At 72.0% G+C, this 22,461-nt stretch carries 18 protein-coding genes and 1 pseudogene; 12 read left to right on the top strand and 7 right to left on the bottom strand.

Annotation, left to right across the window (positions count from 1 at the left end; genetic code table 11):
• Positions 1-3 precede the first annotated feature (3 nt).
• The 4 genes from ACT2CW_RS46820 (at position 4) to ACT2CW_RS46805 (ending at position 6,675) form a co-directional block, all read left to right on the top strand.
• A complete protein-coding gene (locus ACT2CW_RS46820) occupies positions 4-2,022 on the top strand; it encodes a Xaa-Pro dipeptidyl-peptidase (protein ID WP_445521011.1) in 2,019 nt (672 codons plus the stop codon).
• Positions 2,023-2,131: 109 nt separating this feature from the next.
• On the top strand, positions 2,132-3,454 hold the full coding sequence (locus ACT2CW_RS46815; RefSeq protein WP_445521010.1) for a M14 family metallopeptidase: 1,323 nt from the start codon (positions 2,132-2,134) through the stop codon (positions 3,452-3,454).
• A gap of 164 nt (positions 3,455-3,618) precedes the next feature.
• Positions 3,619-5,427, top strand: coding sequence for a BCCT family transporter (locus tag ACT2CW_RS46810; RefSeq protein WP_445521009.1), 1,809 nt, complete (start codon positions 3,619-3,621; stop codon positions 5,425-5,427).
• Between the two features lie 204 nt (positions 5,428-5,631).
• Positions 5,632-6,675 (top strand): oxidoreductase, encoded by a 1,044-nt coding sequence (locus ACT2CW_RS46805; RefSeq protein ID WP_445521008.1) that lies wholly within the window; start codon positions 5,632-5,634, stop codon positions 6,673-6,675.
• Between the two features lie 292 nt (positions 6,676-6,967).
• On the opposite strand, the gene ACT2CW_RS46800 is transcribed toward ACT2CW_RS46805, so the two are convergent.
• From ACT2CW_RS46800 to ACT2CW_RS46785, 4 genes are all read right to left on the bottom strand, one after another.
• Positions 6,968-9,358 (bottom strand): Tex family protein, encoded by a 2,391-nt coding sequence (locus ACT2CW_RS46800; RefSeq protein ID WP_164435272.1) that lies wholly within the window; start codon positions 9,356-9,358, stop codon positions 6,968-6,970.
• A 141-nt stretch (positions 9,359-9,499) separates the two neighbouring features.
• A complete protein-coding gene (locus tag ACT2CW_RS46795) occupies positions 9,500-9,640 on the bottom strand; it encodes an LPFR motif small protein (RefSeq protein WP_182468809.1) in 141 nt (46 codons plus the stop codon).
• A 717-nt stretch (positions 9,641-10,357) separates the two neighbouring features.
• A complete protein-coding gene (locus ACT2CW_RS46790) occupies positions 10,358-11,221 on the bottom strand; it encodes an SCO6745 family protein (protein ID WP_445521007.1) in 864 nt (287 codons plus the stop codon).
• A 203-nt stretch (positions 11,222-11,424) separates the two neighbouring features.
• Positions 11,425-12,183 carry an enoyl-CoA hydratase/isomerase family protein gene (locus ACT2CW_RS46785; protein WP_445521006.1) on the bottom strand — a complete coding sequence of 253 codons (759 nt, stop codon included), beginning with the start codon at positions 12,181-12,183 and terminating at the stop codon, positions 11,425-11,427.
• A gap of 257 nt (positions 12,184-12,440) precedes the next feature.
• Between ACT2CW_RS46785 and ACT2CW_RS46780 the strand changes: the two genes are divergently transcribed.
• On the top strand, positions 12,441-12,947 hold the full coding sequence (locus tag ACT2CW_RS46780) for an ATP-binding protein (RefSeq protein ID WP_432049153.1): 507 nt from the start codon (positions 12,441-12,443) through the stop codon (positions 12,945-12,947).
• Here ACT2CW_RS46780 and idi read toward each other — a convergent pair.
• From idi to galE, 3 genes and pseudogenes are all read right to left on the bottom strand, one after another.
• Complete coding sequence (gene idi / locus ACT2CW_RS46775) at positions 12,922-13,533, bottom strand: isopentenyl-diphosphate Delta-isomerase (RefSeq protein WP_037962240.1); 612 nt, start codon at positions 13,531-13,533, stop codon at positions 12,922-12,924. The two genes, ACT2CW_RS46780 and idi, sit on opposite strands and share 26 nt — an antisense overlap.
• 64 nt (positions 13,534-13,597) lie before the next feature.
• A pseudogene (locus ACT2CW_RS46770) lies at positions 13,598-13,702 on the bottom strand (cation diffusion facilitator family transporter); the annotation flags it as partial.
• A 20-nt stretch (positions 13,703-13,722) separates the two neighbouring features.
• Positions 13,723-14,709, bottom strand: coding sequence for a UDP-glucose 4-epimerase GalE (galE, locus tag ACT2CW_RS46765; protein ID WP_445521005.1), 987 nt, complete (start codon positions 14,707-14,709; stop codon positions 13,723-13,725).
• 348 nt (positions 14,710-15,057) lie between these two features.
• Here galE and ACT2CW_RS46760 point away from each other — a divergent pair, with 348 nt between their 5' ends.
• From ACT2CW_RS46760 to ACT2CW_RS46730, 7 genes are all read left to right on the top strand, one after another.
• On the top strand, positions 15,058-17,229 hold the full coding sequence (locus tag ACT2CW_RS46760) for a DUF5941 domain-containing protein (RefSeq protein WP_445521004.1): 2,172 nt from the start codon (positions 15,058-15,060) through the stop codon (positions 17,227-17,229).
• Positions 17,226-17,978 (top strand): phosphocholine cytidylyltransferase family protein, encoded by a 753-nt coding sequence (locus ACT2CW_RS46755; RefSeq protein ID WP_445521003.1) that lies wholly within the window; start codon positions 17,226-17,228, stop codon positions 17,976-17,978. The genes ACT2CW_RS46760 and ACT2CW_RS46755 overlap by 4 nt, the downstream gene beginning before the upstream one ends.
• Positions 17,966-19,039: an iron-containing alcohol dehydrogenase family protein gene (locus ACT2CW_RS46750; protein WP_020867256.1), complete on the top strand. Its 1,074-nt coding sequence runs from the start codon at positions 17,966-17,968 to the stop codon at positions 19,037-19,039. Before ACT2CW_RS46755 ends, ACT2CW_RS46750 begins: the two co-directional genes overlap by 13 nt.
• Entirely contained in the window at positions 19,005-19,796 is a 792-nt protein-coding gene (locus ACT2CW_RS46745) for a CDP-alcohol phosphatidyltransferase family protein (RefSeq protein WP_078559614.1), read from the top strand. Before ACT2CW_RS46750 ends, ACT2CW_RS46745 begins: the two co-directional genes overlap by 35 nt.
• 14 nt (positions 19,797-19,810) lie before the next feature.
• Positions 19,811-20,683, top strand: a complete 873-nt coding sequence (locus ACT2CW_RS46740; protein ID WP_164437356.1) for a glycosyltransferase family 2 protein — start codon at positions 19,811-19,813, stop codon at positions 20,681-20,683.
• Positions 20,684-20,762: 79 nt separating this feature from the next.
• The gene (locus ACT2CW_RS46735; protein ID WP_182468815.1) at positions 20,763-21,698 is read left to right on the top strand and encodes an ABC transporter permease; all 936 of its coding nucleotides are present in this window, start codon (positions 20,763-20,765) and stop codon (positions 21,696-21,698) included.
• Positions 21,691-22,461, top strand: a 771-nt coding sequence (locus ACT2CW_RS46730) for an ABC transporter ATP-binding protein (RefSeq protein WP_445521002.1), incomplete at its 3' end; no start/stop codon positions are given. The genes ACT2CW_RS46735 and ACT2CW_RS46730, both read left to right, overlap by 8 nt.

Genomic DNA, 22,461 nt, shown 5'->3' with positions numbered 1-22,461 from the left:
CCCGTGCTGCTACAGACGCGGAGATCCCGCATCCCCTGGACCACACTCGTGCTGTCGGCGGTCACCGCGCTGGTCGCCGCCGTCGTATCGCTGCTGCCACCGCTCGGCGCCCCGGCCGCCCACGCCGCCTCCGCCGCGCAGAGCAGATCGGACGGCAAAGCAAAAAACCCATCAGAAAGCAGACCTTTCTACTCCTACGAGAACGCCATCCGCGAATCCGTATGGGTGGACACCACGATCGACGGCGACGCGGACGGACGGACCGACCGGGTCGCCGTCGACATCGTGCGGCCGCGCGAACCCGCCGCTCAGGGCCGCCGCGTCCCCGTCATCATGGACGCCAGTCCGTACTACTCCTGCTGCGGGCGCGGCAACGAGAGCCAGACCAAGACCTATGACGCGGCCGGGAATCCGGTCCGGTTCCCGCTCTTCTACGACAACTACTTCGTACCGCGCGGTTACGCCACCGTCCTGGTCGACCTCGCCGGAACCAACCGCTCCGACGGCTGTGTGGACATCGGCGGCCGCTCCGACATCCTCTCCGCCAAGGCCGTGGTCGACTGGCTGAACGGCCGCGGGACCGCGTACCGCACCCGCACCGGCGGGGAGCGGACCACGGCGAGCTGGACCAACGGCGCCACCGGCATGATCGGCAAGAGCTACGACGGCACCATCGCCAACGGGGTCGCCGCCACCGGCGTCAAGGGGCTCAAGACCATCGTGCCCATCGGCGCCATCTCCTCCTGGTACGACTACTACTTCGCCAAGGGCGCCGCGCTCTTCGACTCCGGCCCCGACGGGCTCTCGGACGCCGTCGAGAGCGATGACGCCCACGCCCGCTGCGCCGCCGTACAGAAACGTCTCGTCGAGGGCGCCCCGCGCAACGGCGACTGGACCGGGCTGTGGACCGACCGCGATTACGTACCGGACGCGGACAAGGTGCGGGCCAGCGTCTTCGCCGTCCACGGGGCGCAGGACCTCAACGTCCGCACCAAGCACCTCGGCCAGTGGTGGAACGCCCTCGCCGACGCGGGCGTCGAGCGCAAGATCTGGCTCTCGCAGACCGGACATGTCGACCCGTTCGACTTCCGGCGCGGGGAGTGGGTGCGCACCCTGCACCGCTGGTTCGACCACTACCTCCTCGGTATCGACAACGGCATCGAGCGCGAGCCGATGGCCGATGTCGAGCGCGCCCCCGACCAGTGGTCCACCGACCGGGTCTGGCCCCCCTCAGGCACCCGGCAGACCACCCTGCGCCCGCGCGGCGGCGCCACGGCGGGAGTGGGCGTGCTCGGCACGGAGCAGGCCGGGCCCGGCGCCACGGAGACCTTCACCGACGACCCCGCGCTGAGCGAGGCCGACTGGTCCGCGGCGATCGACACCTCGACGCCCGGCAAGGCGGGCTTCACCACCGGTCCGCTCGAGAAGGACCTGCGGCTGTCCGGCTCCGGCACGGTCACCGTCACGGCCACGCCCTCCACCACCAGCGCCCATCTCTCCGCGGTTCTGGTCGACCTCGGCCCGGCCACCATCCGCGACTACACGGCGGCGGGCGAGGGGATCACCACCCTGGACCGGCGCACCTGCTGGGGGAGCAGCACGCAGGGCGACAGCGCCTGCTTCAAGGAGACCGCCGCCGACAAGGAGGACGTGGACTACACGGTCTTCAGCCGGGGCTGGGCCGACCTCGGTCACTTCGCGGACGACGGCAAGGGCCGCCCGCTGACCCCGGGCAAGGCGTACACCATCACCCTCGACCTCGCGGCGACCGACCATGTGGTCCCGGCGGGTCACCGCCTCGGCCTGATCGTCGCCGGTACGGACGCGGGCCTCGTCGAACCGCCGTCCACCACCCCGCGGCTGACCGTGGACCTGCCCCGCACCTCGGCCCGTCTGCCGCTGGTCGGCGGTGCCCCGAAGGCCGCGGCAGCCCCCTCGCGCACGGCTGCCGCACCGCCGCTGAAGGGCGTACGGGCCCCGCACCACCGGACCCCGCTCCCGTCCATGTCCACCCACGGCTGAACCCGTGCCGGTGGGTCCCCGCCGCCGCGCGGGGGCCCACCGGCGGCGGGCCCGGCAGGACGCCGTCACCGATATCGCCCCCGTATCCCCTCACCCCAGGAGGTCCTTCGTGTTCTCGCGGTCACCCCTCATCCGCAGCGCCGCTTGCGGTGCGATCGGTGCGCTGCTGACCGGGTCGTTCCTCAGCGCGCCCGCGCGGGCCGAACAGCGCCCGCCGCGTACGGGGTTCGAGATCAGCCATGGCGCACGGTGGACCAGCCAGGCCGAGGAGACGGACTTCCTGACGGCCGTCGACAAGGCCGCCCCGCGCGTCGCCGTCGACCGGATCGGCGCCACCGCGCAGGGGCGCCCGCTCCGGCTGGTGCGGATCGGCGCACCGGCCGCGCCCGCCGATCCGGCCCGGGCGGCGCGCGGCAACATCCTGCTGCTGATCTGCTCCCAGCACGGCGACGAGCCCTCCGGCCGCGAGGCGTGTCTGTCCACCATCCGCGACCTCGCCTACGCCAAGGACAACCGGACGCGGCGCTTCCTGGAGCGCACCCAGGTGCTCGTGGTCCCGACCGCCAACCCCGACGGCCGTGCCGCCGACACCCGCGGCAACTCCGACGGTGTGGACATCAACCGCGACCACATCGCGCTCTCCACCGCCGAGTCCCGCGCGATGGCGGGCGTCATCCGCGACTGGCGCCCGGACACCGTCTACGACCTGCACGAGTACGGGGCGACCGCCCCGTACTACGTGAAGGACCTGCTGGCGCTGTGGCCGCGCAACCTCAACACCGAAGGCCCGGTGCACCGCGAGGCACGGACCCTGTCGGACGCCTATGTGCGCCCGAGCGTCGAGGCCGCGGGCCACACCACGGGCGTCTACGGCATCTGGACCGACCCCGAGACCGGCGAGCCGGTCAAGCAGGTGGCGGGCGACGGCCAGGAGCGGATCCTGCGCAACACCGCGGGCGTCAAGCACTCCATCGGGCTGCTGGCCGAGACCCGGGTCGACCCGCTCACCGACGCCGAGAAGGCCGACCCCGCCCTCAACAACCGCCGCCGGGTGGGCTCCCATCTGGCGGCCCTGAACGGCACCTTCGACTTCATCGCCCAGCGGCGCGCCAGGATCGAGGCGGCCACGACGGCGGCGCGGCTGGCCGGCTACGCGGACCGGGGCCCGGTCTACCTCGGCGGCGCCGACAACGAACCGCCGGAGAAGGACAGGGTCCTCGAGGATCCGCCGTGCGGCTACCGGCTGGACGCCGAGAGCTACGGCGCGGTGCGGGACGAGCTGGCCCTGCACGGGGTGACGGCGCGGCCCGTCAAGCGCGATGGAAGCGCCTTCGTACCGCTGCGCCAGTCGGCCCGCGCGCTGGTGCCGCTGCTGCTGGACGGCCGCGCCGCGTACCACCTCACCGAGGGGCAGCCGGTGGACGCGTGCTGACCCGACGTGCGGGGGCGCCGACCTGACGCCCTGACGCCCTGACGGCGCCGACCTGACGCCCTGACGGCGCACGAAAACACCGGCCCCGCGGCCGGTGGCATGCATCCTGGAGTCCTGGGTAGCCGGAAATCCGTCAGACAAACCCTCAGTGAAAGGTCTCTTGCGTGCCGCAGACAGGTACAACCACGGGGGACGTCAGCGGCGATCCTCCGGTGACCGTGGATCTCCCCGGCTCCGACCACGCCGGGCCCCATCGGCCTCCCCGGACGGACCGCGTGGTCTTCGGCGTCTCCGCCGCGCTCACGCTGGCCTTCGTCGTCTGGGGGTCCGTGGCCACCGACACCCTGGAGAGCGTCTCGAACAGCATGCTCTCCGGGCTGATCCACAACGGTGGATGGGCCTTCGTCCTGGCCGCGTCGGGATTCGTGATATTCGCCCTCTGGCTGGCCATGAGCCGCTACGGCAAGATCACCCTCGGAGAGGAGGGCGAGGAACCCGAATTCCGCACCGTCTCATGGGTCGCGATGATGTTCAGCGCGGGCATGGGCATCGGTTTGATGTTCTACGGCGTGAGCGAGCCGCTGTCGCACTTCATGACCCCACCGCCCGGGACCGACCCCGGCACCGCGGCCGAGAAGATGCAGACCGCGATGTCCACCACGCTCTTCCACTGGACGCTGCACCCCTGGGCCATCTACGCGGTCGTCGGCCTGGCCATCGCGTACAGCACCTTCCGCCGCGGCCGCCGGCAGACCATCAGCGCGGTCTTCACGCCCCTGATCGGCTCCAAGAACGCCAACGGCTGGGGCGGCCGGGTCATCGACATCCTGGCCATCTTCGCCACCCTCTTCGGCTCCGCCGCCTCGCTCGGCCTCGGCGCGTTGCAGATCGGCAGCGGTATCGAGGTGCTGGGCTGGAAGAGTGACGTGGGCACCGGGCTGCTGGTCGCCGTCATCGCGATCCTCACCGTGGCCTTCATCGCGTCCGCCGTCTCGGGTGTCGCCAAGGGCATCCAGTGGCTGTCCAACATCAATATGGTGCTGGCGCTCTTCCTCGCGGTCTTCGTCTTCGTGGCGGGCCCGACCATCATCATCCTCGATCTGCTGCCGACCTCGATCGGCTCGTACATCGGCGATCTGCCGCAGCTGGTGGGCCGCACCGAGGCCACCGGTGGCAAGTCGGTCGCGGACTGGCTGAGCAGCTGGACGGTCTTCTACTGGGCCTGGTGGATCTCCTGGACGCCGTTCGTGGGCATGTTCATCGCCCGGATCAGCCGCGGCCGCACCATCCGGCAGTTCGTGGGTGGTGTGATCCTGGTCCCGAGCACCGTGAGCCTGATCTGGTTCGCCATCTTCGGCGGTTCGTCGATGAAGCTTCAGGCCGCGGGGCGGCTGGGGAAGGAATCCACCCCCGAGGGGCAGCTGTTCGGGGTGCTGGAGCAGTACCCGATCGCCGGTGTGATGAGCGTGCTGGTGATGATCCTCGTCGGCATCTTCTTCGTCTCCGGCGCGGACGCCGCGTCCATCGTGATGGGCACGCTCTCGCAGAAGGGCGCCTTCGAGCCGACCCGCTTCGTGGTGGTCTTCTGGGGCGTGGTCACGGGCGCGGTGGCGGCCGTCATGCTGCTGATAGGCGGCGGTGGGGGAGACGCCCTCACCGGGTTGCAGAACCTGACGATCCTGGTGGCGGCCCCCTTCACCCTGGTGATGGTGGGGCTGTGCTGGGCCCTGCTGAAGGATCTGCGCCGCGATCCGCTGATCGTCCGGGGTGAGAAGGGCGAGGAGGCCGTCGAGATGGCGGTCATCGCCGGCCATGAGAAGTACGCGGGCGAGTTCGAGATCCGCATCGGCCCGGCGACCCCGTCCGACACCGACTCCCCGTCGGATGCCGCTTCCCCGGCCGATTCCCCGGCGGAGAACCAGGACGGCGCGGCCGGGCCGGACGATCAGACCGCCGCGGCCAAGACCCGCTAAGCGCTCCGCGGGAAGTGCCGCGACATGCCGTCGTGCGTCTGCGGCCGCATCGTGGCTGGTCGCGCCCACGCGGCGGAGCCGCACATCGACACAGCCACGCGCCCCTTCGGGGCGCGGCCATGACCCGCCGCCCGGACCCACCGGTCCGGGCGGCGCACCGCCGGTTACCCCCTGATACCACCCCGAAGCGGGAATACTTGGGGCATGACCTCCGAGTACGTGACCTTCGGGCTGGCCCCGGCGATGCGCGCGGGCGGTGTGCTGGCCGACGGCGCGTACCAAACCCACCGCGACTTCCTGGACTTCGTGGTGGACGGCAGGCCCCTGCTGGCGCGCCTCGCCGACCTCGACGCGGTCTCACCGCTCGCCGCCGACATCGGGCCCTCCGCCCTCGCCGAACAGGTGCGGAGGCTGCTGCTGGAGACGGAGCCGGCGCCGGAGGGGAGCCGGTTCGTCCTCTACGGCTGTCCGGAGTGCGAGGGTCCGGAATGCGGGGCCGTCACCGCCGTCATCGAGCGGGACGGCCCCGACGTCGTCTGGCGTGACTTCGTCCGGCAGACCGGCGGGACCCCCGACATCGAGCGCGACGGCTACCACGGCCTCGGCCCTTACCGCTTCCACGGCGAGCAGTACCGCACCGCGCTGAAGGGGCTGCTGACCGCCGACGGCGCGCTCGCGCCCGGGATCCCGGACGGCCCCAGGGCGCTGCTGATCGGGCCGCGCGCCGCCGTCCTCGCCAAGCTGGCCGCCGCGCTGCGCCGCATCGGCATCGGCGCCGAGATCACCCTGGACGCGGCGGGCGCCCACGCGGATGAGCTGCGCAAGTACGGTGCGGTGGTCTTCGGCCGGACGGTGGGTCAGGACGAGCGTGACGCGGTCCGGGACGCCTTCGCGGCGGCGCGCTCCGACGCGGTGTGTGTCACCGCGCTCGCCCCGATCGTCCCCCTGCTCGTCGCCCAGGTCGTACAGGCCCTGGACCGCACCCCCCACGACCGCCGCCGCCTCCTCGGGCTGACGGCGGTGGCGGGCGGGGCCGAGGCGGTGGTCGAGGTCGCGGCCACGTGCCGGGTGGCGCTCGCGGCCCACCGCCTGGACCGGCTGTCCCGGCCCCGTGCGCGCGAACTCTTCGACGCCGTCCTGGACCCGGGCACCCACCACATTCCCCTGGACCCCCGCGCGCTGCGCGGTCGCTCCTATCTGGTGGCCCGCACCAACGAGGCCGTCCGGGTCACATCCGTGGAACGGTAACGGCGGCCGCCGGCCCGCCCCCCGCGCGGCCTCGCCGTCATGGCGGGGCGGAACGGGGGCGGACCGTTCTCAGCGGGCTGGGGGGTGTCCGACGGATCTTGAGGCCCGCGGCGGGCTGTTCCCCTCCCCGCCCCTTCCCACAACTGGGGCTCCGCCCCAGACCCCGCTCCTCAAGCTTCCCCAGCTACCGCTGGGAGGTGCCCCCTGGAGGGGCTGGAAGGCGGGGCTCCGCCCCAGACCCGCCGGGGTCCAGGGGCGGAGCCCCTGCCACGCGGCGGAGCCGCATATCCCCCTACCGCTTCTTCGGGTCCAGCAGGCCCGCCCTCCGCAGGGCGTCGGCCATCGCGCCGTTCACCGGGGCCGCGTCGCGACCGCCGCCGCCACGCTGGCCGCCACGGCTGCCGCCCTGGCGCTGCTGGGGCGCTCCGCGACGGCCCCCGCCGCGCTGGCCGCGGCCCTCGTCCGAGCGGCTGCGGTCACGGTCACGGCCACCGCCGGACGGGGCGCCCGCCTCGTCGTCGAGCCGCAGCGTCAGCGAGATCCGCTTGCGCGGGATGTCGACGTCCAGGACCTTCACCCGGACGATGTCACCGGGCTTGACCACGTCCCGCGGGTCCTTGACGAACGTCTTGGACATCGCGGAGACATGCACCAGACCGTCCTGGTGCACACCGACGTCCACGAACGCGCCGAACGCCGCCACATTCGTGACCACGCCCTCCAGGATCATCCCGGCCGACAGGTCGCCGATCTTCTCGACGCCCTCCTTGAAGGTCGCCGTCTTGAAGGCGGGACGCGGGTCGCGGCCCGGCTTCTCCAGCTCCTTGAGGATGTCGGTGACGGTCGGCAGACCGAAGGCGTCGTCCACGAACTCGTCCGGCCGCAGACCGCGCAGCACCGAGGTGTTGCCGATGAGGGTGGTCACGTCGCCGCCCGCCGTGGCGGCCATCCGCCGCACCACCGGATACGCCTCGGGGTGCACGCTCGACCCGTCCAGCGGGTCGTCGCCGCCGCGGATGCGCAGGAAGCCCGCACACTGCTCATACGCCTTGGGGCCGAGCCGGGCCACGTCCTTGAGCGCCTTACGGTTGCGGAACGGGCCGTTGGTGTCGCGGTGGGAGACGATGTTCTCCGCGAGGCCGGTGCCGATGCCCGAGACCCGGCTGAGCAGCGGGGCGGAGGCCGTGTTGACGTCCACCCCGACACCGTTCACACAGTCCTCGACGACCGCGTCGAGCGAGCGGGAGAGCTTCACCTCGGACAGGTCGTGCTGGTACTGGCCGACGCCGATCGACTTGGGATCGATCTTGACCAGCTCGGCCAGCGGGTCCTGGAGCCGCCGCGCGATGGAGACGGCGCCGCGCAGCGAGACATCGAGCTCCGGAAGCTCCTGCGAGGCGAAGGCGGAGGCCGAGTACACGGAGGCGCCGGCCTCCGAGACCATCACCTTGGTGAGCTTCAGCTCGGGGTGCTTGCCGCACAGGTCGCCCGCCAGCTTGTCGGTCTCGCGGGACGCCGTGCCGTTGCCGATCGCGATGAGCTCCACCTTGTGCTCACGCGCCAGCGCGGCCAGCTTGGCGAGGGCCTCGTCCCACTGGTTGCGGGGGACGTGCGGGTAGATCGTGTCGGTGGCCGCCACCTTGCCGGTCGCGTCGACCACGGCCACCTTCACGCCCGTGCGGAAGCCGGGGTCGAGGCCCATCGTGGCGCGCGTCCCGGCCGGGGCGGCGAGCAGCAGATCGCGGAGGTTGGCGGCGAAGACCCGGACGGCCTCGTCCTCGGCGGCCTGGCGCAGCCGCAGCCGCAGATCGATGCCGAGGTGGACCAGGACGCGGGTGCGCCAGGCCCAGCGCACCGTGTCGGCCAGCCACTTGTCGGCGGGGCGGCCGCGGTCCGCGATGCCGAAGCGGTGGGCGATGGAGCGCTCGTAGGAGGTGGGGCCGGTCTCCTCGGAGGGCTCCTCCGGCTCCAGGGTGAGGTCGAGGACCTCCTCCTTCTCACCGCGGAACATCGCCAGCACCCGGTGCGAGGGGAGCTCGGTGAACGGCTCGGCGAAGTCGAAGTAGTCGGCGAACTTGGCGCCCGCCTCCTCCTTGCCCTCGCGCACCTTGGTGGCCACCCGGCCGCGCTCCCACATGCGCTCACGCAGCTCGCCGATGAGGTCCGCGTCCTCGCTGAACCGCTCGGTGAGGATGGCCCGCGCGCCCTCCAGCGCGGCGGCGGCGTCCGCCACGCCCTTCTCGGCGTCCACGAAGGCCGCCGCGGCGGCCGTGGGCTCCACCGTCGGGTCGCCCAGCAGCCCTTCGGCGAGCGGCTCGAGCCCGGCCTCGCGGGCGATCTGCGCCTTCGTGCGCCGCTTGGGCTTGTAGGGGAGGTAGATGTCCTCCAGCCGGGCCTTGGAGTCCGCGGCGAGGATCTGCGCCTCCAGGGCCTCGTCCAGCTTGCCCTGGGAGCGGATCGAGTCGAGGATCGCGGTGCGCCGCTCCTCCAGCTCCCGCAAATAGCGCAGCCGCTCCTCCAGGGAGCGCAGCTGCGCGTCGTCGAGCATCTCCGTCGCTTCCTTGCGGTAGCGCGCGATGAACGGCACGGTAGAGCCGCCGTCGAGCAGCTCGACGGCGGCTTTGACCTGCCGTTCCCGTACGCCGAGTTCCTCGGCGATCCTGCCTTCGATGGACGTCGTCACGATCACGCTCCGCTTTCGGTCTGCACTGCTCCTGCATTGTGGCAGGTGGCACTGACAGAGCGGTCGCGGCCGACGCTTTCGGCGGGCCGGGGAGGCCCGGGTACGGGTCCGGCGGACACCGGTATCAGCCGGAAACGGTCATCACACCCGCCTGCGACGCGGTCCGCTCGCCGCGTCGGAGACACCGCCGAAAAGGCGGGCCACAGCGCGGAAGGGAAGCGTCACCACGGTCGCGATGGCGCCGCCGATGGCACGGAGCACGTCGGCGATGGCACGGAACACGGGATACCTCCTGTCGGTCGGTGGCGGCTCGGCGGCGGCCGCCGGGCACCGTTCGCTACGCGGCGCACGGGCTGTTGCCGGCGTACGCGGCGCGCGGTGTGGGCGCCCGGTTGTCAGACGGCCGATCGCGCACGACAAGCGGGTATCCCGATGTGCCCCTGCCAAACGCGACCCCCGGCGGGGCCGCTGACCGGGGCCCTGCACCGGCCCGACGGGGCCCTCGCCGGGCCCCGTCGGGCCCTTGCGCCGGGCCCCCGCCGATGCCGGGCCGCCGCCCTGTGGGTGCGCCGGGACCGCGGTGGCCGCTCAGCCGGGGGCGCCGCTGGGCCGGAGCCGCCGCGGGGCGCGCCATACCCGTGGGGCCAACCGGAGGTGAAGGTGCGTCGCACCCGCGGCCCGGCCGTCCCACGGCGGGCATCGGCGGCGGCCCCGGGACGCGTGGACCTACGAGGTGCCCGGCGGACCACGCGGCGGAGCCGCATATCGATGCTTTCCCCTGCCCGCCCCTTCCCGCCGTATCGATCTGCGGCTCCGCCGCGTGGCAGGGGCTTCGCCCCTGGACCCCGGGGTCTGGGGCGGAGCCCCAGTTTCGGGAAGGGGCGGGGAGGGGAGCAGCCCGCCGCAGGCGGCAAGCTCCGTCGGACACTCTCCGGGGCCGCGGCCCCGGGGCGGGCGATCCAGGGGCGCGGTCCCGACAGGCGGGCCCGGGGCCGTGGGTCAGTTCTTGCCGCGGAGGTCGGCCGGGAAGGCGCCGTTTTCGCGGGCGGTTGTGGAGAAGGCGGTGGCGAGCTCGGTGAGCCGGGCCACGCCCTCGGCGCCGAGGTGCTCGTACGGTGCCGCGTCCAGGCGGTCGGTCTCGGCCTCCAGGTCCCGGCGCAGCCGCTCACCGGCCTCCGTCAGCTCGTTGTCGGCGGTGAGCAGGCCGCGGTCGCGCAGCCGTTGGCGGCCCGCCTCCCACTCCTCGGCGCTGTAGCCGCGCGTGCGCAGGATCCACTTGGTGGACATGCCCTGACCGGTCGCGGTGTGGGAGGCCAGCGCCTCGACCGCGTCCAGCCCGGCGCCGACCAGGGTCATCAGATGGGCGTCACCGCGGTGTTCGCGCAGCAGCGTGGCGGCGTGCCACAGCGCCAGGTGCGGGGCGTCCGGGACGGGCAGATCGGCGTGGGCGGCGTACAGCGGGCGCGCCAGGCGCGAGCACGCCTCCGTGGCGCGCAGGGCCAGCTCCGCGGCCTCGGCCAGCTCCTTGGAGGCGATGACCTCCTCGCCCAGCACCCGGCGCAGCACCGAGTCGGCGGCCCGCAGCCGGGCCTCCAGCGCGACCTCGGGGGAGACCACGTCCCACGCGGCCGGGATGTGGCGGGCGACCAGGTCGTGGCTGAAGTTGAAGAAGGTCGCGGTGACGGTGCCCGCGCCCACCCGTCCCAGGGGCGCCGCGCGGCCGACGAAGTAAGCGGCCGCGCCGTCCTTCAGCCCCAGCTCGGCGAGTTCCTCGCCGAAGTCGGGGGAGAAGTAGATGGCGGAGTGGAGGGGGTTGATGACGCTGTAACAGCGCCGGGCGGCAAGCTCGGGAAGTGTGGTCATGGGCGCACGCTACCGACTGGTAGTCACCCCCGGTAGCCCGGGTCTCACCAGTCCCCGTCGGCCCCGCCGGATCCGGCCACTCCCCGGGCCGCCGTGACGTCCTTACGGACCCCATCGACCCCTCCGGTCCGGCCACACCCCGGCCGCCGTGACGCCCTTACGGATCCCATGAAACCGCCCGGCCCGGCCGCGTCCCGCCGCGGTCATTCGGTCGGCGGGGTCCAGCGGAACCGCGGTGGGCGGCGCTCGAAGAAGGCCGCGATGCCCTCGGCGGCCTCCTTGCTGTTCCCCGCCTGCTCCTGCCAGTACGCGACCCTGTCCGGCGCGACGGGCCCGGCCGCGAACTCCTTGGCCGCGGCCTGGGTGAGCTGCGACCGGGAGACCAGCACCCGCGTGAACTCCGCCACCCGTTTGTCGAGCCCGCCCGCCGGCAGCACCTCGTCCACCAGACCGGTGCGCAGCGCCCGCTCGGTGTCGATCAGCTCGCCCGAGAAGAGCAGGAACTTGGCGGTGGCCGGTCCCACCAGCCCGACCAGCCGACGGGTCGAGCCGGGGGCGTAGACGATCCCCAGCTTGGCCGGGGTGATCCCGAACTGGGCGCCCTCCTCGGCGAACCGCAGATCGCAGGCGGCCGCGAGCTGACAGCCGCCGCCCACGCAGTAGCCGCGCACCGCGGCCAGGGTCGGCTTGGGGAAGGCGGCCAGCGCCTCCTCGGCGGGCAGCGCGAGCCCGGTGGTCTCCTCGTACGTGGCGCTCAGCGAGCCGATGTCGGCGCCCGCGCAGAAGGTGTCGCCATCGCCGGTGAGCACCAGCGCCCGTACGGCGGGGTCGGCGGCGAGCCGGGCCAGCAGCGGGGGCAGCGCCCGCCACATTCCGGGGGTCATGGCGTTGCGCTTGGCGGGGTGGCGGATGACGACGGTCGCTATGCCGTCGGCGACCTCGTGCTCCAGGGAGGGCTCCATGTGGCGGATCGTATCCGGACCGCTCGTGCCCGGGCCCGGCCGTTCGAGCCGGTCACGGCTGAGTCAAGGCTCGGAATCCACGGAGTCAATGCATGGAATCCACGCGAGCAGGAACAGTCGAGCGCGTGACCCTGGCATACGCCAACGATCAAAAACGCTCGATAAGCGTCAAGTTGTGCGTAGTCCATCGGTCAGTACCAGAGCTTCCCAACACTCGATACGAGAGGTCGGGCCGCGGCGAGGGGTGGGTATCGGACATGGAGATCGTCGGGAGAGTCCCCTCCGAAGCGGGACACGCCCCGCCCGCGCCGCCGTCCCCGGTCGGCTACGAGGGGACCTGGCGGTTCACCGCACCGGCCCTGGACTCCTCCGTGCCACAGGCCCGGCACGCGGTGCGCGAGCTGCTGGCCCATCAGCGGGTGCCGGTGAACGACGAACTGGTGGAGAGTCTGCTGCTCATCGCCTCCGAGCTGGTCACCAACGCGGTACGGCACGCCGCGCTGCTCTCCCCCGAGATCGCCGTCGAGGTCTCCCTGAGCCGGGACTGGGTCCGGATCGCCGTCGAGGACAACCATCCCTACCGGCCCGTGGCGCTGATGGCGGACCAGGGCGGGACCGGTGGGCGGGGACTGCTGCTGGTGACGGCGATCACGGAGGAGGCGGGCGGGGTCTACGACGTGGACCACACGGCGAGCGGCGGCAAGGTGGTCTGGGCCGCCCTTCCGCTGCCCGGCGCGGCTACCAGCCTGCCGCCGTCCCGGTGAGCTCACGGACCGTCGGGCGGGCCGCGTCCAGCACGGTCATGAACCACGCCGAGAACGGCCCCTCGTCGCGCAGCTTCGCCAGCTCGTCGGGGGTGACGAAGGCGATCTCGCCGATCTCCTCGGGGTCCGGGCGCGGGGTCGTCCGTACCAGCCCCGCGAAGAGGTGGTTGTACTCCTGCTCCACCAGGCCGGAGGCGGGGTCCGGGTGGTTGTAGCGGACCGTGCCCGCCTCCCGCAGCAGCGCGGGCGCCGTGCCCAGCTCCTCGGCGGTGCGCCGGGCGGCGGCCACGAACGGCGGCTCACCGGGGTACGGGTGGCCGCAGCAGGTGTTGGACCAGACCCCGGGGGAGTGGTACTTGCCCAGCGCGCGGCGCTGGAGCAGCAGCCGCCCCTCGTCGTCGAAGAGGAAGACGGAGAACGCCCGGTGCAGCTTGCCGGGCGCGAGATGTGCGGAGAGCTTCTCCGCGGTGCCGATCGTCGTACCGTCCTCGTCGACCAGTTCGAGCATGATCGGCTCTGCGGAACCGCTCGACGCGGCGGTCTCGGCGGTCTCGGCGGAGCCGCCGTTGGCAGGTGTGATCGGCATGACCATCCTCAAAGTTCCGACTCGTGAACGTCCAAGTCTGCCGCACATGTGCCCCACGTCCGTGTCAGTGGCACAGCTTGGCTTCGTGATCAGCATGCCCACCCGGTTCCAGCTGGAACGTGCGGTGTCCGACGTCGACGTGCTCCCCCAGACGTCCCTGGATGGCGTGTGCGCCGGGGCGGGGCCAGGTCAGCCGCGCCGGGCCTCGGGGTGGTGCAGGCACCAGCCCTCCCAGGCCGACTCCACCATCGCGCGCACATCGTGCCGGGCACTCCAGCCCAGCTCCTTGGCGATCAGTTCGGTGGATCCGACGACCCGGGCCGGATCGCCCGCCCGGCGGGGCTCCACCACGGGGGTGAGGTCCGGGCGGCCGGTGATCTCGCCGATCAGATCGGACATCTCCCGCACCGAGACGCCCCGGCCGGTGCCGATGTTCACGGTGAGGTCGCCCGGCTCCGGCTGCGCCGCCAGCCGGCGGGCCACGGCCAGATGGGCGGAGGCCAGATCCTCGACATGGATGTAGTCGCGGATGCACGTGCCGTCGGGGGTGTCGTAGTCATCACCGAAGATCCGCGGCGGCTCTCCCTCGGTGATCCGCTCGAACATCATCGGGATGATGTTGAACACTCCGGTGTCGGCCAGCTCGGGGCGCGTGGCACCCGCCACATTGAAGTAGCGCAGACAGGCCGTGGAGAGGGAGTGGGCCGCGCCCGCCGCCCTGACCAGCCATTCTCCGGCCAGCTTGGTCTCTCCGTACGGATTGATCGGCAGGCGCGGGGTGTCCTCGGTGACGAGTTCCACATCGGGCATGCCGTAGACGGCGGCGGAGGAGGAGAAGAGGAAGCGGCTGACACCGGCCGCGACTGCCGCCTCCAGCAGCACCGTGAGCCCGTGCACATTCTCCCGGTAGTAGCGGAGCGGCTGCTCCACGGACTCCCCGACCTGCTTCTTCGCCGCGAGATGCACCACACCGGTGACCTCCAGCTCGGCGAAGGTGCGGTCCAGCAGCTCACGGTCCAGGGTGGAGCCGCGCACCAGCGGTACGTCCTCGGGCAGCCGCGCCCGGACGCCGCTGGTCAGGTCGTCGAGCACGGCCACGGGCTCGCCCGCCTCGGCCATGGCCCGCACGACATGCGACCCGATATATCCGGCACCACCTGTGATCAGCCATGTCATGCCCCGCACCCTATCCATGGCGGGGCGATCGCCGTTTGTGGAGGACAGCCGCCATCCACCATGATGATCGGCGGCGCGCGGAAGTGGTCGTTCCCCCGATCGTGTGGTGAATGTGCGGTGAACGGCGGCTTCCATCGATCCGATAGCCTCTGCCGGACGTGCCGCCGACCCCACGGGGCCAGGGCGTGCGATGCCCACGGCCCGGAGGGCTCCCGGGCCAGTGCCATCAGCGGCGCGGCCACCATGTCAGCTGCCAAGGAGTGAGTTCGTCTGTCGACCGCGATTCTCACCGGTGCGCCGGTCGCCGGCTCGTCCCTCGAGGACGACCTGCGGTCGCTGGGCTTCGCCGTGCGTACGGCGGCCGACGCCGCCGGGGTCACGGCGGAGCTCGCCGCCGTCCCGGCGCATGAGCGGGTGGCCCTCGTGGACCCCCGCTTCGTCGGCCATGTCCATACCCTGCGGCTGGCCCTCACCGACCCCCGCTTCCCCGCCGCCGCGGTGCGCGGTGCGCTCACCGTCCAGGCCGAGGCCCGTACGGCCCTGGTCCGCGCCGTGACGGCTGCCGCCACCACGGCGCGGCCCGCCGGGACCGAAGACGGGGCGCCCACCGCCACCCCGGCCCAGGCGCTCGGGCCCGCCGAGAGCCTGGAGCGCGTGGCAGCGGTGCCCGCCACCGTGCCCGACCGGGCGGGGGAGGCGCAGCCGCCCGTCGGCTCGGCCCCGGGCCCCGGCGCGGACGCCCCGCTGCGCGCGCCCGACGCGGCACACGCGTCGGACGAGTACGCCGGAAGCCGGAGCCGGACGCGGCCGTCCGGACCCGCCACGGCCCTCGGCGCCGCCGACTCGCCCACCACCGCCGGTGCTGCCGGGCGGGCGACCTGCACCGATGCCGCCGGGACGGCCGCGCCGGACCGCGCCGCCGACACAGGCGTGCGTGCGGGCGGCGCGGCACACACCGCCGACAGCTCCGCCACGCGGTCCCCCTCCGTGGCCCCCGCCGAGGTGGCGGCCATGGGCGGCGCCGCCGAGGCCCGCTCCCGGGTGGACGACCTCGCCGACGCCCTCGACGCCGAAGGCGTCCCCCTGCACCGGCCCGAGCTGGGGGTGCTCGTGGCCGCCGTGCCCGTGGACGCCGCCGCGCGGGCCGCGGCGCGGGATGCCGTGGACGCGGTGGACGACGAGCGGGTGCGGCTGCGGTCGGCCGTGAAGTCGCGGGACGGGTTCTTCACGACCTTCTGCATCAGCCCGTACTCCCGCTACATCGCCCGCTGGTGCGCCCGGCGCGGGCTGACCCCCAATCAGGTCACCACCGCCTCCCTCCTCACCGCGCTCATCGCCGCCGCCTGCGCCGCCACCGGCACCCGGCCCGGGTTCGTTTCGGCCGGTGTGCTGCTGATCGCCTCGTTCGTGCTCGACTGCACCGACGGGCAGTTGGCCCGCTACTCGCTCCAGTACTCCACGCTCGGCGCCTGGCTGGACGCCACGTTCGACCGCGCCAAGGAGTACGCCTACTACGCGGGCCTCGCGCTCGGCGCCGCCCGCGCCGACGGCGGCGGTGACGACGTATGGGCGCTCGCGCTCGGCGCGATGGTGCTCCAGACCTGCCGCCATGTCGTGGACTTCGCCTTCAACGAGGCCAATCACGACGCCACCGGCAACACCAGCCCCACCGCCGCCCTCTCCGGCCGCCTCGACAGCGTCGGCTGGACGGTCTGGCTGCGCCGCATGATCGTGCTGCCGATCGGCGAGCGCTGGGCGATGATCGCCGTGCTGACGGCCCTCACCACGCCGCGTATCACCTTCTACGCACTGCTCATCGGCTGTGCGCTGGCCGCCTGCTACACCACCGCCGGCCGGGTGCTGCGCTCGCTGACCCGCCGGGCCGAGCGCACGGACCGGGCCGCCCGCGCCCTCGCCGAGCTGACCGACTCCGGCTCGCCGGCCGAGCTGGTCGCCAAGGCCGTCCGCCGGGGGAGGAGTTCGTACCTCGCCCCGCTCGCGGCCGCCCTCGGCACGGCGGCCGTCCTGGCCGGCACCGCGGCCGCCGGTTTCGGCTCCTGGGTGCCCGTCGGCTGCGCCGTGCTCTACGCGGTCCTCGCGGGCGTCGCCGTCGCCGCGCCCCTCCAGGGCCCCCTCGACTGGCTGGTGCCGCCGCTCTTCCGCGCGGCCGAATACGGCACCATCCTGATCCTGGCGGCTTGCTCGGAGGTGAACGGCGCGTTGCCCGCGGCTTTCGGGCTCGTTGCGGCGGTCGCCTACCATCACTACGACACGGTGTACCGCATCCGTGGCGGCACGGGAGCGCCCCCGCACCGGCTGGTGCGGGCGATCGGCGGGCACGAGGGGCGGACGGTGGTGGTCACGGCCGCCGCTGCCCTGCTGCACCAGAACCAAGGTTTCACCATCGCGTTGACCGCTTTGGCGGCGGTCCTCGCGCTGACGGTGCTCATCGAGAGCATCCGCTTCTGGGTGTCCTCAGGAGCACCCGCTGTACACGACGAATCAGGAGAACCCGCATGATCGGCCTCGTGCTCGCGGCCGGCGCCGGACGGCGTCTGCGTCCCTACACCGACACGCTTCCCAAGGCCCTGGTGCCCGTAGGACCCGAGGGGAAGGAAGGTGAGACCACCGTCCTCGACCTGACCCTCGGCAACTTCGCGGAGGTCGGTCTGACCGAGGTCGCCATCGTCGTCGGCTACCGCAAGGAGGCCGTGTACGAGCGCAAGGAGGCCCTGGAGCGGCGTTACGGCGTCAAGCTCACGCTGATCGACAACGACAAGGCCGAGGAGTGGAACAACGCCTACTCCCTCTGGTGCGCCCGTGACGCGATCCAGCACTCCGTGATCCTCGCCAACGGCGACACCGTGCACCCGGTCTCGGTCGAGAAGACCCTGCTGGCCGCGCGCGGCAACGGCCAGAAGATCATCCTCGCCCTGGACACGGTCAAGCAGCTCGCCGACGAGGAGATGAAGGTCGTCGCCGACCCCGACAAGGGCGTCCAGAAGATCACCAAGCTGATGGACCCGGCCGAGGCGACCGGTGAGTACATCGGCGTCACCCTCATCGAGGGCGAGGCCGCCGCGGAGCTCGCGGACGCGCTGAAGACCACCTTCGAGCGCGACCCCGACCTCTACTACGAGGACGGCTACCAGGAGCTGGTCAACCGCGGCTTCAAGGTCGACGTGGCCCCCATCGGCGACATCAAGTGGGTCGAGATCGACAACCACGACGATCTGGCGAAGGGCCGTGAAATCGCGTGCCAGTACTGACGAGGCTCATCCCCTCGCCGCTCGTCGTCGACATCCGCGCGGGCGCCCTGGACGATCTCGCGGGGGTCCTCGCCGACCAGCGGATCTCCTCCTCCGGCAAGCTGGCCATCGCCATCAGCGGCGGCTCCGGCGCCCTGCTGCGCGAGCGGCTGGCGCCGGCGCTGCCGGGCGCGAGCTGGTACGAGGTCGACGGCGGCACCCTGGACGACGCGATCAAGCTCGCCGACCGGATGAAGTCGGGGCACTACGACGCGGTCGTGGGGCTGGGCGGCGGAAAGATCATCGACTGTGCGAAGTTCGCCGCGGCGCGCATCGGCCTTCCGCTGGTCGCCGTCGCCACCAACCTCTCGCACGACGGTCTGTGCTCCCCGGTCGCGACCCTCGACAACGACGCGGGCCGCGGCTCGTACGGGGTGCCCAACCCGATCGCCGTGGTCATCGACCTCGATGTGATCCGGGAGGCGCCGGTCCGCTTCGTCCGCTCCGGTATCGGCGACGCCCTGTCCAACATCTCCGCGGTCGCGGACTGGGAGCTGTCCAACCGGGAGACCGGCGAGCAGATCGACGGCCTCGCGGCCGCGATGGCGCGCCAGGCCGGTGAGGCCGTGCTGCGCCACCCCGGCGGGGTCGGCGACGACGGCTTCCTCCAGGTGCTGGCCGAGGGACTGGTGCTCACCGGCATCTCGATGTCGGTCGCGGGGGACTCCCGCCCGGCCTCCGGTGCCTGCCACGAGATCAACCACGCCTTCGACCTCCTCTTCCCCAAGCGCGCCGCCAGCCACGGCGAGCAGTGCGGCCTGGCCGCCGCCTTCGCGATGCGTCTGCGCGGGGCGCACGAGGAGTCGGAGCACATGGCCGAGGTGCTGCACCGGCACGGGCTGCCCGTGCTGCCCGAGGAGATCGGCTTCACCGTGGACGAGTTCGTCCAGGTCGTGGAGTTCGCTCCGAAGACGCGCCCCGGCCGCTACACGATCCTCGAGCACCTCGACCTCTCATCCGACGCGATCAGGGACGCATACGCCGACTATGCCAAAGCAGTCAGTCAAGCCATCAGTGGCTGAACTCCGCCCGGTCGTCCACCCCGCCGGGGTGAAGGACCGGCGGAGCGGTGAGCACTGGGCCGGGCGCCTCTACATGCGCGAGATCTCGCTGCGCATCGACCGGCACCTGGTGAACACGCGGGTCACGCCCAACCAGCTGACGTATCTGATGACCGTCTTCGGCGCCCTCGCGGCCCCGGCCCTGCTGGTGCCGGGGATCGCGGGCGCCGTGCTCGGGGTGCTGATGGTGCAGCTCTACCTGCTGCTGGACTGCGTCGACGGCGAGATAGCCCGCTGGAAGAAGCAGTTCTCGCTGGGCGGCGTCTATCTGGACCGGGTCGGCGCCTATCTGTGCGACGCCGCGGTGCTCGTCGGCTTCGGTCTGCGCGCCGCCGACCTGTGGGGCTCCGGGCGGATCGACTGGCTGTGGGCGTTCCTCGGCACCCTCGCCGCGCTCGGTGCCATCCTGATCAAGGCCGAGACCGACCTGGTCGGGGTCGCCCGGCACCAGGGCGGTCTGCCGCCGGTCAAGGAGGCGGCCGCCGAGCCGCGCTCGTCCGGTGTGGCGCTGGCCCGCAGGGCGGCCGCGGCGCTGAAGTTCCACCGGCTGGTCCTCGGGGTCGAGGCGTCGCTGCTCATCCTCGTGGTGGCGGTCGTGGACCAGGTGCGCGGCGATCTGTTCTTCACCCGGCTGGGCGTTGCCGTACTGGCCGGTATCGCCCTGCTGCAAACCCTGCTCCACCTCGTGTCCATCCTCGCGTCGAGCAGGCTCAAGTGAGCACGAGCGACACGATGAGGCTCGGAGCGGTCGTCCTGACGATGGGCAATCGCCCCGAGGAGCTGCGCGCGCTCCTCGACTCGGTCGCCAAGCAGGACGGCGACCCGGTCGAGGTGGTCGTCGTGGGCAACGGCTCGCCGCTGCCCCCGCTCCCCGAGGGCGTACGGACCATCGAGCTGCCCGAGAACGTGGGCATTCCGGCGGGCCGCAACGTGGGCATCGAGGCGTTCGGACCCGGTGGGTCGGACGTCGATGTGCTGCTGTTCCTCGACGACGACGGGCTGCTGCCGGGCACCGACACCGCCGAGCTGTGCCGCCAGGCGTTCGCCGCCGACCCGGAGCTGGGCATCATCTCGTTCCGCATCGCCGACCCCGAGACCGGCGTCACCCAGCGTCGCCATGTGCCCCGGCTGCGCGCCTCCGACCCCCTGCGGTCCTCCCGGGTGACCACCTTCCTGGGCGGTGCCAACGCGGTCCGTACCACGGTGTTCCAGCAGGTCGGAGGGTTGCCGGACGACTTCTTCTACGCGCATGAGGAGACCGATCTGGCCTGGCGGGCGCTGGACGCCGGATGGATGATCGATTACCGGTCGGACATGGTGCTGCACCATCCGACCACCGCCCCGAGCAGGCACGCGGTCTACCACCGCATGGTGGCGCGTAACCGGGTCTGGCTGGCCCGGCGTAACCTTCCTGCGCCGCTCGTCCCCGTCTATCTGGGCGTCTGGCTGCTGCTCACGCTGGCCAGGCGTCCTTCGAAAACCGCACTTCGGGCCTGGTTCGGGGGGTTCCGGGAAGGCTGGAAGACACCATGTGGTCCACGCCACCCCATGAAGTGGCGTACGGTATGGCGCCTGACCCGACTGGGCCGACCTCCTGTCATCTGACAAGCTCGTATCGAAGAGCATCGGGCGCGACCCGGGGCGCGGCCCCGCTCAGCGCACCCTGAAGACGAAAGTGTCAACTGTGAGCGAGACTACGCACGACGGTGCGGTAGCCGTGAGTGGCCCGCCATCAGCCGACGAGGGACTGTCCCCGGCCGAGCTGGCGCGGAAGTACGAGCTGTCGGTGAGCGGCGCCCGGGTGGGCCTCGGCGAGTACATCCGCCAGATGTGGGGCCGGCGCCACTTCATCGTCGCCTTCTCGTCGGCCAAGCTCACCGCCCAGTACAGCCAGGCCAAGTTGGGTCAGGTGTGGCAGGTGGCGACCCCGCTGCTCAACGCGGCGGTGTACTTCTTCATCTTCGGCATGCTGCTGAAGAGCAGCCGCGGTATGGCGAACGACATGTACATTCCGTTCCTGGTGACGGGTGTGTTCGTCTTCACCTTCACCCAGGCGTCCGCCATGGCGGGCGTTCGGGCGATCTCCGGGAACCTCGGGCTGGTGCGGGCCCTGCACTTCCCGCGCGCCTCGCTCCCCATCTCGTTCGCGCTCCAGCAGCTCCAGCAGTTGCTCTTCTCGATGATCGTGCTGGTCGTCGTGCTCCTGGGCTTCGGTCACTTCCCGTCCTTCGCCTGGCTGCTGATCGTTCCCACGCTGGCGCTCCAGTTCGTCTTCAACACCGGGCTTTCGCTGATCATGGCCCGGCTGGGGGCCAAGACTCCGGACCTGGCTCAGCTGCTGCCCTTCATCCTCCGTACCTGGATGTACGCGTCCGGCGTGATGTTCCCGCTGGCCCGTACGCTCGAACACGCGGGGGCGAGTAAGTGGATCTCGGACGCCATGCTCGGGAATCCGGCGGCGGTGTACATGGACCTGATGCGGTACGCCCTGATCGACGACTACACCGGGGCCAACCTGCCGCCGCATGTGTGGGCGCTGGCCGTGGGCTGGGCGGTGCTCTTCGGTGTCGGGGGATTCGTGTACTTCTGGAAGGCAGAGGAGCAGTACGGCCGTGGCTGAGCAGACCCTCGACAAAGGTGCCCAGGCGGAGCGGGCCGAGCAGGCCGCTCGGGCGGCTTCCGCGCCGGCGCGGGTGCCCACCGTCATCGCCGACGACGTCCATATCGTCTACCGGGTCAACGGCGGCCCGAAGGGGAAGGGCAGTGCCACCGCCGCCCTCAGTCGTCTGCTGGGGCGGAAGAGCGCGCCGGGTATGCGTGAGGTGCACGCGGTGCGCGGGGTCACCTTCGTGGCGTACAAGGGTGAGTCGATCGGTCTGATCGGGTCCAATGGGTCGGGGAAGTCGACGCTGCTGAAGGCGGTGGCGGGGCTGCTGCCCACCGAGCGCGGCAAGGTCTACACCCATGGCCAGCCGTCGCTGCTGGGGGTGAACGCGGCTCTGATGAACGACCTGACCGGTGAGCGGAACGTGATCCTGGGCGGTCTGGCGATGGGGATGTCGCGTGAGCAGGTCCGGGAGCGCTACCAGGGCATCGTGGACTTCTCCGGCATCAATGAGAAGGGTGACTTCATCACCCTGCCGATGCGGACGTACTCCTCGGGCATGGCGGCCCGGCTGCGGTTCTCCATCGCCGCGGCCAAGGACCACGATGTGCTGATGATCGACGAGGCGCTGGCCACCGGTGACAGGAAGTTCCAAAAGCGTTCCGAGGCCCGGATCCGGGAGCTCCGTCAGGAAGCCGGCACGGTCTTCCTCGTCAGCCACAACAACAAGTCCATCCGGGACACCTGTGACCGGGTGCTGTGGCTGGAGAAGGGCGAG

Source organism: Streptomyces sp. NEAU-174 (assembly GCF_052665095.1).
Note: the sequence above shows the minus strand (reverse complement) of the source record. Positions and strands in the feature narration are given on the sequence as shown.

What these genes read in the sequence shown, in the direction of transcription:
- ACT2CW_RS46805 (WP_445521008.1), top strand. Translation starts at nt 5,632, where the DNA reads ATGACCTCCGAGTACGTGACCTTCGGGCTGGCCCCGGCGATGCGCGCG.
- ACT2CW_RS46790 (WP_445521007.1), bottom strand. Translation starts at nt 11,221, where the DNA reads ATGACCACACTTCCCGAGCTTGCCGCCCGGCGCTGTTACAGCGTCATC.
- ACT2CW_RS46785 (WP_445521006.1), bottom strand. Translation starts at nt 12,183, where the DNA reads ATGGAGCCCTCCCTGGAGCACGAGGTCGCCGACGGCATAGCGACCGTC.
- ACT2CW_RS46780 (WP_432049153.1), top strand. Translation starts at nt 12,441, where the DNA reads ATGGAGATCGTCGGGAGAGTCCCCTCCGAAGCGGGACACGCCCCGCCC.
- idi (WP_037962240.1), bottom strand. Translation starts at nt 13,533, where the DNA reads ATGCCGATCACACCTGCCAACGGCGGCTCCGCCGAGACCGCCGAGACC.
- galE (WP_445521005.1), bottom strand. Translation starts at nt 14,709, where the DNA reads ATGACATGGCTGATCACAGGTGGTGCCGGATATATCGGGTCGCATGTC.
- ACT2CW_RS46755 (WP_445521003.1), top strand. Translation starts at nt 17,226, where the DNA reads ATGATCGGCCTCGTGCTCGCGGCCGGCGCCGGACGGCGTCTGCGTCCC.
- ACT2CW_RS46745 (WP_078559614.1), top strand. Translation starts at nt 19,005, where the DNA reads ATGCCAAAGCAGTCAGTCAAGCCATCAGTGGCTGAACTCCGCCCGGTC.
- ACT2CW_RS46740 (WP_164437356.1), top strand. Translation starts at nt 19,811, where the DNA reads ATGAGGCTCGGAGCGGTCGTCCTGACGATGGGCAATCGCCCCGAGGAG.